Consider the following 15,219-nt stretch of genomic DNA (forward strand, 5'->3'; position numbering starts at 1 on the left):
TTGTCTATCACTATGGCCACTGAAACTCCGATTATCCAGCCTAACGCCGATGCTATCCGCAAACGCTATGAAACCCTTGTAAATCTTTACGTGGATGAGTTCTCCACAGGGTTAGGTGAAAAGTATTCGGAATACCTCTATCTATCCAAAGAGCTGCTTCACTGTGCTGTCAACGCTTACTTTGATGACATTGCCAAATACAAGGCCTATGCCGGCTCTCAATTTGCAGACCGCCACAAGCAGGGGGCTTTCACTATGATCTGGATTTCACGCTTCAAGCCCATACAGATCAAAGCCGGAGCCGAAGTGAATACCACATTCCTCACCATTAACGAAGCTTTTGCCATATACGCCGGATTAATGTTTCTTGATCCGGATGTAATGGAAGGCATGACCGAATCTTTTTATAATCATTTAGTTTATACACTTACCTACCGGCCTATAGCAGGTCGCGGATTGGCCACTGTTCTCTATCTGATGGAAAAAGCGGCACTCAAAGGTGTGAAATTCTGATTTCATCCAACCTCTTGGGTTCTTGTGAAACATTAGCCAATTAATGTTAAATAGCCTCCGGTCAGATTGGCCAATCCGATTATTCTCCCTATCTTTGCAGAAGTCAACAATTGGCAACCGTACATATCAAAATCAACAATATTCATTAGGGGTCTCGTAGCCGCAAGCATCGGGATTCTTTATTTTTTAACTCCCTCTTTAACAAAAATCCACAGCAATCATGGCTATAACTTTCATGACCAAAGAAGGTTACAAGAAAAAAATGGAAGAAATCGCGTTCCTCGAATCAGTTGAACGTCCACGTATATCAGCCGCAATCGCAGAAGCCCGTGACAAGGGCGACCTTTCGGAAAACTCCGAATATGACGCCGCTAAAGAAGCACAGGGCATGCTCGAAATGAAGATTTCGCAGCTCAAAGACCTCGTTGCAAACGCCCGCATCATTGACGAAAGCAAGCTCAACAACGAGGAAGTGCAGATTCTCAACCGCGTGAAAATCAAAAATACCGCCAACGGCATGACAATGGAATATACCATCGTGGCCGATTCCGAAGCAAACCTCAAGGAGAAGAAAATCGGTTCAAGCACCCCGATAGCCCAGGGCCTGCTCGGCCACAAGCTCGGCGAAGTGGTCGAGATCAAGGTGCCAGCCGGACTCATGAAGTTCGAGATCGTAGAAATCAACTACTAATCCACCTCACAAACTCTCAATCAAAATAGAGCTATGTCAACAATCTTCAGCAAAATCGCCGCAGGAGAAATTCCCTCCTACCGCGTGGCAGCCGACGAACGCCACTATGCATTTCTTGACATCAACCCCGTGGCACCCGGACATGTGCTTGTGATTCCCCGAAAGGAAGACGACTACATATTCCATCTCTCCGACGATGACTACCAGGCTCTGACTCTGTTTGCCAAGCGAGTGGCCGAAGCCATCCGCGAGGCAGTCCCCTGCAAGCGCGTCGGCGTGGCCGTCATAGGTCTGGAAGTGCCCCACACCCATATCCACCTTATTCCTATCAACACCGAGGCCGATATGAACTTCAACCATAAAGTGGAGCTCCCGGCCGAGGAAATGGAAGCAATCGCAAAAGCAATCGCAGCAAAATTCGACGAACTCAACGCTTAACCCGGAACCACAGACAGACCTGCTACAGATGAGCGCGACCAAGAGATCAAAAACCGCCTGCTGGATCGAAGCCATGCGCCTGCGCACACTCCCGGTGTCGCTCGCCGGGGTGATCTATGCCGCCGGACTCGGACTCCTCTCATGGCGTTTCAGTCTTGTCCCCGCGCTGCTCTGCCTGCTCTTTGCACTCCTGGCCCAGATAGCATCGAATTTCGCCAACGAATATTATGACTTCAAGGGCGGCCTTGACCGCGCAGGCCGTCAGGGTCCGCGCCGCGGAGTCACCGAAGGCGACATCACTCCCGGAGCCATGAAGCGGGCCACATTCGCCACGCTTGCCTGCGCCTGCCTTGCGGGCTGCATACTCGTATGGCTCTACGGCAGCTGGTGGATGTATCTCGTGGGCATCGCCACGGCTCTCGGTGTCATGGCCTACAGCGCCGGACCTTACCCGCTCTCCCACCACGGATTCGGAGAGGTGGCGGTAATCTGTTTCTTCGGCATCATCCCCGTCACCCTGACTTACATGCTCATGGGCGGTCCGTTCGGATGGTGGCTGGCAGCCGCAGCGGCCGGAATCGGACTGATGGGCGCAAACGTACTGATAGTCAACAACTACCGCGACATAGAGGATGACCGTGCGGTAGGCAAGCGCACTCTTGCCGTGCGCCTCGGCCTCCGCGCCATGTCAGCCATCTATCTCGCCAACGGCATTCTGGCCCTGATCCTTACCCTGCCGCCCTGGCTTGCAGCCGGTCCCGGCTGGTGGATAGTCCCGGCCCTCTACCTCTGCGGCCACACCGTACTCTATTTCAGACTCACGCATCTCAGCGGTGCCCGGCTCAACCCGCTCTTAGGCATGACCGCGGTGCTGATGCTCATCTATGCCGCAGGCTTTGTGATTACCGTAACCGCATCAGCCTGACATGCGGAAACTCCAGTCTCTCATCACACTTTACTTTTTGACATGAGCAACTTCTACGCCTGGTGCAAACGTTATCTCTCTCTGACACTTCTCGCCTCACTGGTGATAGGCTCTCTCGTGCTCTTCTTCAATGAAAACTCCCTGCTGCGCACGGTAGAGCAGGAACGCCGCATCACCGAACTCGAAGCCAGCATCAGCGAGGCTACTGACACCCTCAACTATTACCGCGACCTCAACCACTCCCTTGACACCGACAAGGAGACAATGGAGCGCATAGTCCGCGAGCAATACCACATGCAGCACCCCGATGAAGATGTCTATATCTTCGAATAACCCCCTCCTCTCTCACCCACACCAACCTCCCACACAACTCATCAATTCAGCTAATGGACAGAACATCAGCCTCCAACATAATGGTCACTGCCGGGCTCCTCGCCATCATGGCAGCCGCACTCTTCCCCCTTCTCCACATGGCCACCCAGTGGGGACGCTATCTCTACGCAGCAGGCTCTCTCATACTGCTTGCCGGACGCTTTGTGGCCCCGAAAGTCAAGGACGCCCCCCTGCGTCTGCGCCGCCTAATACGGGTGGAAGTCTGGACTGCCCTGATTTTCCTTGCCGGGGCAGTCTTCATGTTCATACCGTCAGCCGGAAAGACAGACTGGCTGGCCTTCACTCTCGCCGGCGGACTGCTGACCATCTACACATCCGTCATGATTCCAAGGCAGAAAGCTGATAATAAACGTTAAAACACCCGACTTATCCGGCACTCCGGAAGAAGGCAAGTGCAAAAATAGCCGTATGATGGCCGTGAAATTGCCACATTATTAGTAATTTTGCCACGCAAATAGAAAAAGCCACCGTCACTGAATGTCGCAATATCTGACAATTGATCAAGGCAACACCGAAGCGAAGATCTCGCTCTGGGAGGATAAAGAGCTCGTTGACACCGTCATCGACACACGTCTCACACCCTCGTCCGTCGAAGAATTCGTAGGCGGGCGCCGCCTCAAAGGGGCCATCTATTGTTCTGTGGTTCAGAACAACGGCCCTGTCATCAACAAACTCAGCCATCTGGCGCGCTGTGTCTACCGCCTGTCACCCTCCACCCCTCTGCCCATCAAACTCGACTATGCGACTCCGCAGACACTCGGAGTGGACCGCATAGCATCGGCCGTAGGAGCCTGGAGCGATTTTCCCGGACGCAACATCCTCGTGGTCGACGCCGGCACCGCCGTGACCTACGACTACGTAGACTCCACCGGCACCTACCGCGGCGGCAACATAGCCCCCGGCATCAACATGGAATTCAAAGCCCTCAACCAGTTCACCGCACGCCTGCCCCTCGTGCCGTTTCCGGAACACATGCCGGAGCTGCGCGACAAGGTGATAGGCCGCGACACCGTTGAGGCCATAACGCTCGGTGCTGTCTACAGCGTCGTAGCATCAATAGGATATTATCGCAGCCGCCTGCCGAAAGACACCGTGATAGTGCTCGGCGGAGGCTGTGGCCATCATCTCGCTTCTCTGTGCGACTTCGATGTTCTCCCAGACGAACATCTCGCCAGCAAAGGTTTAAACAGAATTTTGCTTTACAATGAAAATTAAGTCATTTCTCCTCCTCGCCGTCATGGCCATGACCGCAGCCCCCGCCGCGCTGGCCCAGACCACAAGTCCATACTCAAAATTCGGCTATGGCCTTCTTGGCGACAATGCCACTTCCGCACAGCGCCAGATGGGCGGAGTGGGCTATGCCATGCGTTCCGGAAGGCAGATCAATGTCATGAACCCGGCATCATATGCCGCCATTGACTCTCTGACATTCCTTTTCGACATGGGAACCGATGTCTCCATGTACTGGCGCAAGGACAACACCGGCAGCTCCAAGGACTGGGGAGGCGGACTCGAATATGTCACAATGCAGTTTCCCGTCACAAGCTATATCGGCGTGAGCGCCGGCATACTGCCCTACTCATCGGTGGGCTATGCCTTCGGATCTGACATTGAAAACGGTGTGGCCACCCACCAGGGCACCGGCGGCATCAACCAGCTCTACCTCGGAGCCGGTGTCAGACCGTTCAAAAACTTCACCGTGGGTTTCAACGCGAGCTATCTTTTCGGCAACACGTTCAACGACGTCTATGCCGTAGGTTCAACCTCATCGCTCTTCGAGCAGGTGATGGAAGTCCAGGATTTCCACTTCCAGTTCGGTATGCAGTACACTCTCAACCTTTCGCGCAAGAACGACCTGACTCTCGGCGTTACGTATTCGCCCGGCAAGACCCTCCTCGGCAAGACCTATGTGCTCAAATATGACACCTCGCAAGACAGCAAGCCCGACACCGTGGCTTCGACAAGTCTCCGCAACAAATTTTCGATAGCCGACACCTGGGGCGTGGGCATCAACTACGAATGGAACAAACAGTTCCAGGCCGAAGTCGACTTCACCTACCAGAACTGGGCCAAAGCCAAATTCACCGAAATAGAAGACTTTTCGTCGACCAAATTTGACAACCGCTGGCGCATCGGAGCCGGTGTGAGCTACATCCCCAATCCCCACGGAGGCTATTTCAAGCGCATCACTTACCGTGCAGGCGGATTTTACAACCGTGACTATGTCATGGTAAAGAGCAAAGACACCTATAATAATGTACGTGACTACGGATTTTCATGCGGTTTCGGTTTCCCGACCGTAAAATCAAAAAACGTCATCAATCTCGGTTTTGAATATCACCACCGCCAGTCGACCCCAAACGCACTGCTGACCGAACAGTATTTCAACATCACACTCGGCATAAACTTCAACGGCCTTTGGTTCTTCCAGCCCAAGCTCCGTTAAAGACCGCCGGGCCTCACCACCACTGATCCCTCAAGCCCCAAAAGGCCGAATCACACCAACCCTACAGCCACACCATGACGACCTCAACCGTCACCCGCCTGCGCCTGCTTCCAGCCTTGATCCTCGCGACCATCACCGGAGCCTCGTTTGTTGTCAGCGGATGCAAAGACAGCGACCCTGTGGCCACCGGCTCTGTCGATCCGACCCACACACCGACAATGCTCACCCGCGACGTCGAAACCCTCATCTCTGACTCAGGAGTGACGCGTTATCGCATCGTGACCCCGATATGGTATGTCTATGACGAGACTCCGGAACCGTTCTGGCGTTTTCCTGAGGGGCTGAGACTTGAGCGCTACGACAACTTTTTCCGAATCGAGGCCACTGTCACAGCCGATTCGGCCACATATTTCAAGAACAAGCAACTCTGGCGGCTTGACGGAAACGTCAGCCTGACCAATGTCATGAACGAAAAATTCCAGACCAACCAGCTATTCTGGGACCAGCGTCAGGAAAAACTCTACTCAGATTCGTTCATCCACATCGAGCGCCCCGACAAGGTGCTTGAAGGCTATGGCTTTGACTCAAACCAGAACCTGACGCGCTACACCATCCGCCGCGTTTCAGGCATCTTTCCGGCCGGAGCCTTCACTCCGGGCGGTAACTCATCAGCCCAGAGCCCGAAAGCTCCACAGCCTGCGGCTGATACTCTGCCGGCAGCCTCACGCCCGTCCGGAGCCAAGCCTGACAGAAATACCGCGGCACCGAAGATGCAAATCCAGCAGCCGCCACAACAAAAGGTATCCGCAAGCACGTCTGAAAGCCTCCAGACACAGACAACCCGCTTCTAAACCGCAAGCCAATGACACTCACCGCCTGGATTATACTCGCACTGATCTCTCTCTGCTTCTCCGCCCTGTTTTCAGGAGTGGAGATCGCCTATATTTCAGCCGACCGTGTCCGCATCGGTCTCGACACCAGCCGTGGAGGCATCATCAACCGGATAATAGGCCGCTACTATTCACATCAGGACTTTTTCATCTCGACCATCCTTGTGGGCAACAATATCATGCTCGTGATCTACGGCATGGGGGCGGCCGCTCTGCTCGAACCCTGGATAGCCGAACACATTTCGGACAATCAGGCTGTCATTCTTATTCTCCAGACCATTATCTCGACCCTTGTCATACTCTTCACCGGTGAATTTCTGCCGAAATCCGTGTTCCGCATCAATCCGAACACCTCGCTGAAGGTATCGGCTCTTCCGGTCTACTTTTTCTACATAGTGCTTTACCCGATTTCCTGGTTCACTTCATGGCTTTCAAAAATGCTCATGCGCATGGCAGGGATCAAGGCCGAGGACACCCGTCTCGGAGTGCTCTCCATCAATGAGCTCAACGATTATCTCGACACCAAGATCGACGATCTGGAAAATCCTGAGGAAGTGGAGGTTGATAACGAGGTAAAGATTTTCCACAACGCTCTCGACTTCTCGACCACACAGCTGCGCGACTGCATGGCTCCCCGCAACGAACTTGTGGCGGTGGACATCGACTCCACCTCGCGCGATGAGCTTTCGGAGCTCTTCACCTCGTCAGGCCGCAGCAAGATCCTGGTCTACCGCGATGACATCGACAATGTGGTGGGCTATGTGCATGTGTCGGAACTCTTCGATCCGACGAGTGACTGGAAGGAACATATCAAGGAGGTGCTCTATGCCCCTGAGACCCTTCTGGCCAACACCATGATGCGGCGTCTGCTGAGCGAAAAGCGCTCGATGGCGGTAGTAGTCGATGAATTCGGAGGCACCGCGGGCCTTGTCACTCTCGAAGACCTGGTAGAGGAAATCTTCGGGGATATCCAGGACGAACATGACAAGACACGGCTGACGGCATCTGAGGTAGCTCCCGGTGTGTTTGAATTCTCAGGCCGGATAGAAGTGCGGACTCTCCGTGACGATTTCCGTCTTGACATTCCTGAAGATGACGAGTACCAGACCCTTGCCGGCTATCTGATCAACTCGACCGGAACTCTCCCGGCACAGGGCGACACCATTGAGATCGACGATCTGAAATTTACAATCCTCGGACGGTCGGCCACACGCCTTGATCTGATCCGGGTGGAAAAGGCCCAGACTGAGCAATCATAGCGGATGTTTCATACCCCTGTTTAGAAAAAACAGCAAGAGCCCGTTCACACCGATGTCAACGACACCGGGAAACGGGCTCTTATAGCATCCCACAAAGAAACCCCGGTCAGGAGCGGGTTGCGGTGGTGGAAAGAGCAACACGTCACGCGAGAGGACCGGGGGAATTTGTAAATGTGTTGGATTTATGATATTAGGGGGATCTCAGTCGAGTTTATCGGCCAGATTCGATGCAGTATCGGCTATCGAATTGAGCGCGCTGGCAGCTCCTGATTTGATCTTGTCGATCAGCGGAGATGATTTTTCTTTAATATCGTCAAGTTTATCTGCCAATGTCTCTTTGGCGTCTGCAATCTTGTCGGCAAGGTTTTCCTTGGCTTCAGCAAGTTTTTCTTTTGCGTTTGCCTGAGCTTCAGCTGCAGTAGCTTTAATTTCAGCCTTATCGGCTTTATACTGGGCTTTGGCGGCGACTTCAGCGGCTTCCGCGCTGACTTTGGCAGCCTGAGCGGACACCTGGCCCGCCTTGTCAGCTATGTTCTGCTGCATTGATTCCATAATTCATTAAGCTTTAAAGGTTGTTTGTTATGTTTTTTCTCACATCTTTATAACAACCCTTAAGAAAGGGAGTTGCAGCAGAGTGTCTTAAATGAGCTTAAAGAATGTTTAGAGGGTGTCAGCTACAGAACCTACAGTACCGTCGGTGAGAGTGGTCTCGATCCTTACGCCCGGCGCGATATCGGCAACCGATGTCACTGCACGGCCGTTGACACGGGTGATGGAATAGCCGCGGCGAAGAGTGGCCAGGGGCGAGAGCACATCAATGAGCCGGCCGGCTGACTCAAGGCGCGATTTCTGTCGGTCGACAGCCGCCCGTGCAAGAGCTGGAATCCGCTCCGAGATCATATCGAGCTGCGATATGCGCGGACGCAGACGTCCGCGGACGGTTTCTGAAAGAGCCATCGCATAGCGGTCGAGCCGCCGCGATGAATTTTTGAGAGCTGTAGCCGGGAGGTGCGGCAAAGTCGCTGAAATGTATGAAAACTGCTCACGGGCTCCGCTGAGCATGGCTGAAGCTGTGTGATGGATCTCCGAGGCAAGCTGATCGAGACGGTCAAGGGCTTCTGCGCCACGGCCAATCAGCCATTCGGCGGCTGCTGTGGGGGTCTTGACACGCATGTTGGCAACATAGTCAAGCACCGTGACATCGCGTTCATGCCCTATCCCTATAATGACCGGCAGCGGGAACTGGGCAATGTTGGCGGCAAGATCATAGTTTTCAAACGCGGCAAGATCGCTCGTGGCTCCGCCGCCGCGTATGATCACCACCCCATCCCACATTTCCTCGTCGGCAGCTATCTGTTCAAGAGCCTCGATTATAGTGTAGGGAGCCTCACGCCCCTGCATCAGCGCCGGATAAAGGCGGATGGCAAAACGCAGATGACGGCGGTTGGTGTAGAGCTGATGGATGAAATCGCCGTAGCCGGCCGCTCCGGGGGCGGAAATCACAGCGATACGCGAAGGCACATCGGGCCACTGCAATTCACGGTTCAGTTCCAGAACTCCCTCTTTCTGGAGCCGTGAGAGGATTTCGAGACGCAGACGCATCAGATCGCCCATAGTGTAGGCCGGATCTATATCTGTGATATTGAGCGAAATCCCGTAGGAGGGATGGTAGTTGACCGAAACAAGGACTCTGACTTTCATGCCGCTTGCAAGACGGCTGCCGGTAGCGGCTGCGAAATCAGCGTCAATCCTGGCAAGAGCCGAGCGCCAGACAGTGGCGCGCATCCGGGCTACCGGCTCACCGGTCGACGGATTTTTCTGGACCAGTTCGAGATAACAATGCATGGCACGGCGCACGTCAGAGGTCTCGGCCGTGACCCAGACATTGCGTAGCGACGGTTCGGAGGCAAGCACCGCACCCAGACGCGAGGTAAGTTCTTCAAGAGTCAGCGTTTCAGAATTCATAAGTGCAAAATTACAGAAATTCATATTATCCACAGTCACCCACACTGCAAAAATACATCCCTGCGCCGGGCATTTCAGTGCGATAATGCGGAGCGGGAGGATTATTTTTTCGCTTTTGAGAGATTTTGTTTATCTTTGTGATTGCAAAATTATACATTAGCCAGAACGAATGAAAATCAAACGACTGCTTCTCTGCCTCATGGTCTTCCTCGGCGTAAGCCTCGGAGCCAAGGCCGACACATATTTCCAATATCCCATAGTGCCTGACTCGATCAAGCTCTTTCAGAGCCGTTGCGACTATATGGCTCGCCATTTCTGGGACTTCTGCGAGCTGAAAAAGGCCTTCTCGGCCAAACACAAGATGGCCCAGGAGTTCAATGTCTATATCTCGATACTGCGCAACGCCACTCCCGATTCGGCAATAGCCTCGGTCAACCGTTTTACCAAGAAGCTTGAAAAGCAGCCGGCTGACCAATTGTTCATGGCCGAATGTGCCGAAAACCTACTCTATGGCGATACCGCCGAGATGTGGATCGATGAGCTCTATCTGCCCTTTGCCGAGGCTGTGGCTTCAAACAAGCGCATTGACAAAGCCTCAAAAGCCCGCTTCGCGCATCAGGCCAAAATACTGAAAAACTCTATGACCGGCAAGCGCTTCGCCTCTCTGCCCTACACTACCCGCGAGGGACAGAGCAGGAATCTCGACAGTGACTCGGCCCAGGTTCTGGTAGTGTTTTTCAACGATCCAGACTGCGATGACTGCAACATGGCCCGCATACGCCTCGACGCCGACATATCAATGACCGAGCTTATCAGCGAGGGCAAAGCCAAAATAGTGGCCATTTCGCTGACAGAACCTTCGGATGAATGGAAACAGTCCGTGGGTTCCTACCCGTCGGCATGGAGCGTGGGAGCCAATCCCGACGCCGACCTTACTGTAGACCTCAGAAACGGCACTCCGGATTTCTACATCATCGACAAGAATCACAACGTGCGCTTCAAGCATCTTACCATAGACCAGGTGCTTGACGTGGCCCGACAGTTAAAGAAACGCTAATCAGAGAGATCAAAAAAATCTATGAGTTGGTATAATTCCTGGCCGGTCAACTGCTTCGTAAAGCTTTCCGGCTACACTTATTCGAATCTCGCACGACTGTTTATCCGTCTCTTTGTGGGCATGATGCTGCTGCAGTTCGGCATACGCCATCTGGTAAACTACAGTGTGCTCTGCAACTCTTTCCCGACGGTTCTGAACATGTCATCGGAATGCTCGCTGATCATCATGATCACCATCGAGCTCGTCTGCTCGCTGCTGATCATGGCAGGTTTCATGACCCGTCTGAGCACCCTCCCGCCTATTTTCGCCATGATCGCCGCCGAGTACTACATACTCCACGATATGGTGCCCTTCCTGCCGGTCTACGGTCTTGACAGCACCGACCCCGGCTATCTGCCCATCATGTTTATCGGCATCTATTTCTACCTGCTCATAGCCGGACCGGGCAAAATATCACTCGACTATTTAATATCACTCTATATCATCAACCTCAAAGGCAAATCAGAGGAAGAAGAGATGGAGGAGGTCTGATCCTCCCCCTGAAAACCCTACCGATGACTTTAGCAAAACCAAAGAACGACTGAATGAAGATTGCCGCACTGATATCAGGAGGCGTTGACAGCGCCGTGGCCGTCCACCGGCTTGTGGAGGAAGGCCATGACCTGCACCTTTTCTATATAAGAATCGGGCTTGACAACGGCGAGGGCGACTGCTCGGCCGAGGAAGACATCGAGATGTGCTCGTTCATAGCACGCCGCTACGGACTGCCATTTGATGTGGTGTCGCTCCACCAGGAGTATTGGGACAATGTGATGGACTATGCGCTCCGGACCGTGCGCTCCGGACTCACTCCGAACCCCGACATCATGTGCAACAAGATGATCAAATTCGGCTTCTTCGAAGAGCGCTGGGGCCATGAATTCGACAAAACCGCCACGGGCCACTATGCCACTACCCATGAGATCGACGGTCTTGTCTATCTCGGCACCGGCATTGATGCCGTCAAAGATCAGACCGATTTTCTATGCCGCATCAGCTACCCTCAGCTGAGCCATCTGATGTTTCCTATCGGCGACCTGCCCAAAAGCCGCGTAAGGGAAATTGCAGTGACCACACAGCTGCCCAACGCATTCCGCCGCGACAGTCAGGGCATCTGCTTTCTGGGCAAGATAAACTACAACGACTTCATCCGCCGCCACCTTGGCGAAAAGCCGGGCCCTATCATCGAGATCGAGACCGGCCGCAAGCTCGGAGAGCACCGCGGATTCTGGTTTCACACCATAGGGCAGCGCAAAGGCCTTGGGCTGAGCGGAGGCCCGTGGTATGTGGTGAAGAAAAACGTCAATGACAACGTGGTCTACGTCTCGCAGGGCTACGACACCGAAAAGCAGTATGGCAAACTGATCCATCTTGACGAGATGCACTGGATCACCCGCGATCCGTGGCCCGATGACTGTGACGGCGTTGAGATCCGGTTTAAAAACCGCCACTCGCCCGAATTTCTGCCGGCCCGCCTGAGCCGCATGGGGCAGGGCGAATATATCATCGAATCCGAGGTCCCGGTCCAGGGCATAGCCCCCGGCCAGTTCGGAGTCATCTATGACCGCGATGCCCGCCTCTGCTATGGCAGCGGAGTGATCACCGGCCGCAATATCTCATAGACTGAAAATAATAACCGAAAAACACCTCATATATAATATATATAGCAAGAGCCCATGTCAGAGAACGATGAAAACCGGGTAAGGCTCAAAGTGATGGGCCTTTCCTACAGCCAGATCCAGTCAGGAGCCTACGCGCTGATTCTCGCGCAGGTGGGTGGTCCGATGCGCATTCCGGTGGTGATCGGCGCGGCCGAAGCCCAGTCAATCGCAATGAAGATGGAAAACATCACACCGCCACGGCCTATGACCCACGATCTTTTCGTGAGTTTCGCCCACGCTTTCGGCGTGAAACTGACCGAAGTTTTCATCTACAAATTCGAAGACGGTATTTTCTCTTCGGAAATCACATTTTCTGACGGTGACCGGACTGTGACCATCGACTCCCGCACAAGCGATGCCATAGCGATAGCCATGCGCACCGGCGCACCTATCTATACCACTCCTGACATACTCGAAGCCACGGGCTTCGAAATGGAAATAGCCGATGAAACGACAGACGATGGAGACGTAGAAGCTCCGGCCTTCGGCGATGAAGACGGACACAGCGGCAGCCATTCCGAGCCCAAGCTGGAAAACTACGCCATAGAGGAACTCGAAAAAACTCTCGCCCGCCACATAGAGCGTGAGGAATACGAGGAAGCCGCCCGCGTAGCCGAGATATTGAAACGCAAACGCGCCAAAGACACCGATCAGGCCTGACAGAATCACACTGACGTCAGAAAAACATGACTCCCAATAGCTTAAATTATCTAAACCATGCAACTATAAGTAATTCATACAAGTTACTATAAAACAGAATTTAAAACTACACGGATATGGCAACAGCAAGATCCCTACAAGTAAAACTGGCTCTCCTCAGCTTCCTTGAATTCGGAGTCTGGGGCGCTTACCTGATTTCATTAGGCAACTATCTGGCTCGAATCGGACTGGCCACTCAGATCGGCTGGTTCTACACAGTCCAGGGAATAGTCTCTCTCTTCATGCCAGCTATCATAGGCATCCTTGCCGACCGCTGGATCCAGGCCCAAAAAATGCTCAGTCTCTGCCACATCCTCGCCGGTTGCTTCATGGGGGCCGCAGGTGTCTACTGCCTTACCACATCTCAGGTGGAGTTCGGACCACTCTTCGCTCTCTACACCCTCTCAGTGGCCTTCTTCATGCCGACAATCGGCCTCGGCAACTCAGTTGCGTTCAACGCTCTGACAGAAGCCAATCTCGACACCATCAAACACTTCCCGCCGATCCGCGTATTCGGAACCGTAGGCTTCATCTGCTCGATGCTCTTCGTCAACTTCACCCAGTTCCAGACCAACGCCTACCAGCTCATAACCTCGGCGGCCCTGAGTTTCATTCTCGCGGCCTACGCTCTGACAATGCCCGCCTGCAAAGTCAAGAAAGGCCAGAAAAGTTCTCTGGCCGACAGCCTCGGACTGAAAGCCTTCAAACTCTTCAAGCAGAAGCGCATGGCCATATTCTTCATTTTCAGCATGTTCCTCGGTGTCTCGCTCCAGATCACCAACTCTTACGGCAACACGTTTATCACCTCATTTGAAAATCTTGCCGAATTCGCCGACACCTGGGGTGCCCACAATGCCAATGCCCTCATATCCCTATCGCAAATCAGCGAAACCCTCTGCATACTCCTCATACCCTTCTGCCTCAAGCGCTTCGGCATCAAAGGCGTGATGCTGATGTCGATGTTCGCATGGGTGCTCCGCTTCGGGTTCTTCGGAATCGGCGACACCGGCAGCGGCCTCTGGCTCCTGATTCTCTCCTGCATTGTCTACGGCGTGGCCTTTGACTTCTTCAACGTCTCAGGCGGTCTCTACGTCGACAAGGAAACCACCAGCGACCTTCGCTCAAGCGCCCAGGGCCTCTTCATGATGATGACCAACGGGCTCGGAGCCACCATCGGTACTCTCTGCGCCCAGGCGGTAGTCAACCACTTCGTATTCTCACAGACCACAGCCGAAGCCCAGCACGAAGGATGGGTCACCTCTTGGATGATCTTCGCCGGCTATGCCCTCGTAGTGGCCGTGCTCTTCATGTTCATCTTCAAGGATGACAGCAAGAAAGCGACCCCGCAGATGGAAGAAGCCGTCATCGACGGAAACGGCTCGGCTGCCGACGGCATGGTCAACGACTGACCCTCCCCCGCCCGCGGGGAATCGCCTCTCGGTCTCAACCGGCAACGGCCCCCCCAGGGCCTCTTATAAACCAAGAATTTCACTGACAGATGATACAATTTTTCGCTCCTGACATAGCCACCTCTCCTGAGCTGCCCGAAAGCGACTCACGACATGCCGTGAGAGTGCTGCGAATGCGCGAGGGCGACGAACTCCAGGTGATTGACGGCCACGGCAACGCCTACCGCTGCCGGCTGGCCGACGCCCACCCGAAACATGCCTCGGTAGAGATCCTCTCCGTCAGCCCCATGCCCCTGCCCTGGAGCCAGCAGCTTGCAGTAGCCGTGGCACCCACCAAGCATCTGGACCGCATGGAATGGCTCGTGGAAAAGATGACCGAGGTTGGAGTCAACACCATCATTCCGCTGCTCTGCGACCGCAGCGAGCGCCGTGAGATCAAGATCGAAAGACTCGAAAAAATCGCCGTGGCCGCCATGAAGCAGTCACTCAAAGCCACCCTCCCCACCGTCATACCGATGACACCGCTCCGCGAAGTAGCCGCAATGATGCCCGGAGCACAACGGCTGATGGCCTACTGCGACCCCGACATACCCCGCAGAGACTTCACGCAGGTCTACCGGCCGGGGCTCGACACACTGATCCTAATCGGCCCCGAAGGTGACTTCTCTCCTCAGGAGATACGCCTCGCCCTTGACTCCGGATTCAGCCCCGTCACCCTCGGCAACAACCGCCTGCGCACCGAAACCGCCGCCCTCTACGCCCTCTCGGCCTGCCACATCCTCGACCAGAGCAGCGCTGCGCCGGAAAGCTGACCGCCGGCACTCCTCAGCTGAA

Annotated in this window: 18 protein-coding genes; 16 read left to right on the top strand and 2 right to left on the bottom strand. The window is 54.2% G+C overall.

Annotation, left to right across the window (positions count from 1 at the left end):
- Window positions 1-12: 12 nt before the first annotated feature.
- The 10 genes from FDZ78_RS05785 (at window position 13) to FDZ78_RS05830 (ending at window position 7,555) form a co-directional block, all read left to right on the top strand.
- Window positions 13-513 (top strand): hypothetical protein, encoded by a 501-nt coding sequence (locus FDZ78_RS05785; protein ID WP_123611066.1) that lies wholly within the window; start codon window positions 13-15, stop codon window positions 511-513.
- 220 nt (window positions 514-733) lie between these two features.
- Window positions 734-1,204, top strand: a complete 471-nt coding sequence (gene greA / locus FDZ78_RS05790; RefSeq protein WP_107032496.1) for a transcription elongation factor GreA — start codon at window positions 734-736, stop codon at window positions 1,202-1,204.
- A 33-nt stretch (window positions 1,205-1,237) separates the two neighbouring features.
- Window positions 1,238-1,642, top strand: coding sequence for an HIT family protein (locus FDZ78_RS05795; protein WP_124075453.1), 405 nt, complete (start codon window positions 1,238-1,240; stop codon window positions 1,640-1,642).
- Between the two features lie 28 nt (window positions 1,643-1,670).
- Entirely contained in the window at window positions 1,671-2,567 is an 897-nt protein-coding gene (gene menA / locus FDZ78_RS05800) for a 1,4-dihydroxy-2-naphthoate octaprenyltransferase (RefSeq protein ID WP_107032494.1), read from the top strand.
- 42 nt (window positions 2,568-2,609) lie between these two features.
- Window positions 2,610-2,900 carry a septum formation initiator family protein gene (locus tag FDZ78_RS05805; protein WP_107032493.1) on the top strand — a complete coding sequence of 97 codons (291 nt, stop codon included), beginning with the start codon at window positions 2,610-2,612 and terminating at the stop codon, window positions 2,898-2,900.
- Window positions 2,901-2,953: 53 nt separating this feature from the next.
- A complete protein-coding gene (locus FDZ78_RS05810; RefSeq protein ID WP_107032492.1) occupies window positions 2,954-3,316 on the top strand; it encodes a hypothetical protein in 363 nt (120 codons plus the stop codon).
- Between the two features lie 121 nt (window positions 3,317-3,437).
- A complete protein-coding gene (locus tag FDZ78_RS05815; protein WP_136408207.1) occupies window positions 3,438-4,175 on the top strand; it encodes a type III pantothenate kinase in 738 nt (245 codons plus the stop codon).
- A complete protein-coding gene (locus FDZ78_RS05820; protein ID WP_123611067.1) occupies window positions 4,165-5,406 on the top strand; it encodes a hypothetical protein in 1,242 nt (413 codons plus the stop codon). Before FDZ78_RS05815 ends, FDZ78_RS05820 begins: the two co-directional genes overlap by 11 nt.
- Window positions 5,407-5,480: 74 nt before the next feature.
- Complete coding sequence (gene lptC, locus FDZ78_RS05825; RefSeq protein WP_136408208.1) at window positions 5,481-6,257, top strand: LPS export ABC transporter periplasmic protein LptC; 777 nt, start codon at window positions 5,481-5,483, stop codon at window positions 6,255-6,257.
- Window positions 6,258-6,268: 11 nt separating this feature from the next.
- The gene (locus FDZ78_RS05830; protein ID WP_107032488.1) at window positions 6,269-7,555 is read left to right on the top strand and encodes a hemolysin family protein; all 1,287 of its coding nucleotides are present in this window, start codon (window positions 6,269-6,271) and stop codon (window positions 7,553-7,555) included.
- A gap of 201 nt (window positions 7,556-7,756) precedes the next feature.
- Here the strand turns inward: FDZ78_RS05830 and FDZ78_RS05835 are convergent, their stop codons facing one another.
- Both FDZ78_RS05835 and xseA read right to left on the bottom strand, forming a co-directional pair.
- Window positions 7,757-8,107 (bottom strand): hypothetical protein, encoded by a 351-nt coding sequence (locus FDZ78_RS05835; protein WP_107032487.1) that lies wholly within the window; start codon window positions 8,105-8,107, stop codon window positions 7,757-7,759.
- A gap of 108 nt (window positions 8,108-8,215) precedes the next feature.
- Window positions 8,216-9,520 carry an exodeoxyribonuclease VII large subunit gene (xseA, locus tag FDZ78_RS05840; RefSeq protein ID WP_168181953.1) on the bottom strand — a complete coding sequence of 435 codons (1,305 nt, stop codon included), beginning with the start codon at window positions 9,518-9,520 and terminating at the stop codon, window positions 8,216-8,218.
- Between the two features lie 169 nt (window positions 9,521-9,689).
- Between xseA and FDZ78_RS05845 the strand changes: the two genes are divergently transcribed.
- The 6 genes from FDZ78_RS05845 to FDZ78_RS05870 all read left to right on the top strand — a co-directional run bounded on the left by FDZ78_RS05845 (window position 9,690) and on the right by FDZ78_RS05870 (window position 15,197).
- A complete protein-coding gene (locus FDZ78_RS05845; protein WP_107032485.1) occupies window positions 9,690-10,577 on the top strand; it encodes a DUF5106 domain-containing protein in 888 nt (295 codons plus the stop codon).
- 21 nt (window positions 10,578-10,598) lie between these two features.
- A complete protein-coding gene (locus FDZ78_RS05850) occupies window positions 10,599-11,108 on the top strand; it encodes a DoxX family protein (protein WP_107032484.1) in 510 nt (169 codons plus the stop codon).
- Window positions 11,109-11,161: 53 nt separating this feature from the next.
- Window positions 11,162-12,238 (top strand): tRNA 2-thiouridine(34) synthase MnmA, encoded by a 1,077-nt coding sequence (mnmA, locus tag FDZ78_RS05855; RefSeq protein ID WP_107032483.1) that lies wholly within the window; start codon window positions 11,162-11,164, stop codon window positions 12,236-12,238.
- Window positions 12,239-12,292: 54 nt separating this feature from the next.
- Window positions 12,293-12,937, top strand: a complete 645-nt coding sequence (locus FDZ78_RS05860; RefSeq protein WP_107032482.1) for a bifunctional nuclease family protein — start codon at window positions 12,293-12,295, stop codon at window positions 12,935-12,937.
- Between the two features lie 116 nt (window positions 12,938-13,053).
- Complete coding sequence (locus tag FDZ78_RS05865) at window positions 13,054-14,385, top strand: MFS transporter (RefSeq protein ID WP_136408209.1); 1,332 nt, start codon at window positions 13,054-13,056, stop codon at window positions 14,383-14,385.
- A gap of 89 nt (window positions 14,386-14,474) precedes the next feature.
- Window positions 14,475-15,197, top strand: a complete 723-nt coding sequence (locus tag FDZ78_RS05870; protein WP_136408210.1) for a 16S rRNA (uracil(1498)-N(3))-methyltransferase — start codon at window positions 14,475-14,477, stop codon at window positions 15,195-15,197.
- Window positions 15,198-15,219 lie beyond the last annotated feature (22 nt).

Source organism: Duncaniella sp. B8 (assembly GCF_005304985.1).
In the GTDB taxonomy this organism is placed as follows: Bacteria; Bacteroidota; Bacteroidia; order Bacteroidales; family Muribaculaceae; genus Duncaniella; species Duncaniella muris.

Bases quoted from the DNA above. Each gene is read 5' to 3' on its own strand.
- FDZ78_RS05865 (WP_136408209.1), top strand. From the start codon at position 13,054: ATGGCAACAGCAAGATCCCTACAAGTAAAACTGGCTCTCCTCAGCTTC.
- FDZ78_RS05795 (WP_124075453.1), top strand. From the start codon at position 1,238: ATGTCAACAATCTTCAGCAAAATCGCCGCAGGAGAAATTCCCTCCTAC.
- xseA (WP_168181953.1), bottom strand. From the start codon at position 9,520: ATGAATTCTGAAACGCTGACTCTTGAAGAACTTACCTCGCGTCTGGGT.
- FDZ78_RS05860 (WP_107032482.1), top strand. From the start codon at position 12,293: ATGTCAGAGAACGATGAAAACCGGGTAAGGCTCAAAGTGATGGGCCTT.
- FDZ78_RS05785 (WP_123611066.1), top strand. From the start codon at position 13: ATGGCCACTGAAACTCCGATTATCCAGCCTAACGCCGATGCTATCCGC.
- FDZ78_RS05805 (WP_107032493.1), top strand. From the start codon at position 2,610: ATGAGCAACTTCTACGCCTGGTGCAAACGTTATCTCTCTCTGACACTT.
- FDZ78_RS05845 (WP_107032485.1), top strand. From the start codon at position 9,690: ATGAAAATCAAACGACTGCTTCTCTGCCTCATGGTCTTCCTCGGCGTA.
- greA (WP_107032496.1), top strand. From the start codon at position 734: ATGGCTATAACTTTCATGACCAAAGAAGGTTACAAGAAAAAAATGGAA.
- FDZ78_RS05850 (WP_107032484.1), top strand. From the start codon at position 10,599: ATGAGTTGGTATAATTCCTGGCCGGTCAACTGCTTCGTAAAGCTTTCC.
- mnmA (WP_107032483.1), top strand. From the start codon at position 11,162: ATGAAGATTGCCGCACTGATATCAGGAGGCGTTGACAGCGCCGTGGCC.
- FDZ78_RS05870 (WP_136408210.1), top strand. From the start codon at position 14,475: ATGATACAATTTTTCGCTCCTGACATAGCCACCTCTCCTGAGCTGCCC.
- menA (WP_107032494.1), top strand. From the start codon at position 1,671: ATGAGCGCGACCAAGAGATCAAAAACCGCCTGCTGGATCGAAGCCATG.
- FDZ78_RS05830 (WP_107032488.1), top strand. From the start codon at position 6,269: ATGACACTCACCGCCTGGATTATACTCGCACTGATCTCTCTCTGCTTC.
- FDZ78_RS05835 (WP_107032487.1), bottom strand. From the start codon at position 8,107: ATGGAATCAATGCAGCAGAACATAGCTGACAAGGCGGGCCAGGTGTCC.
- FDZ78_RS05815 (WP_136408207.1), top strand. From the start codon at position 3,438: ATGTCGCAATATCTGACAATTGATCAAGGCAACACCGAAGCGAAGATC.
- FDZ78_RS05810 (WP_107032492.1), top strand. From the start codon at position 2,954: ATGGACAGAACATCAGCCTCCAACATAATGGTCACTGCCGGGCTCCTC.
- lptC (WP_136408208.1), top strand. From the start codon at position 5,481: ATGACGACCTCAACCGTCACCCGCCTGCGCCTGCTTCCAGCCTTGATC.
- FDZ78_RS05820 (WP_123611067.1), top strand. From the start codon at position 4,165: ATGAAAATTAAGTCATTTCTCCTCCTCGCCGTCATGGCCATGACCGCA.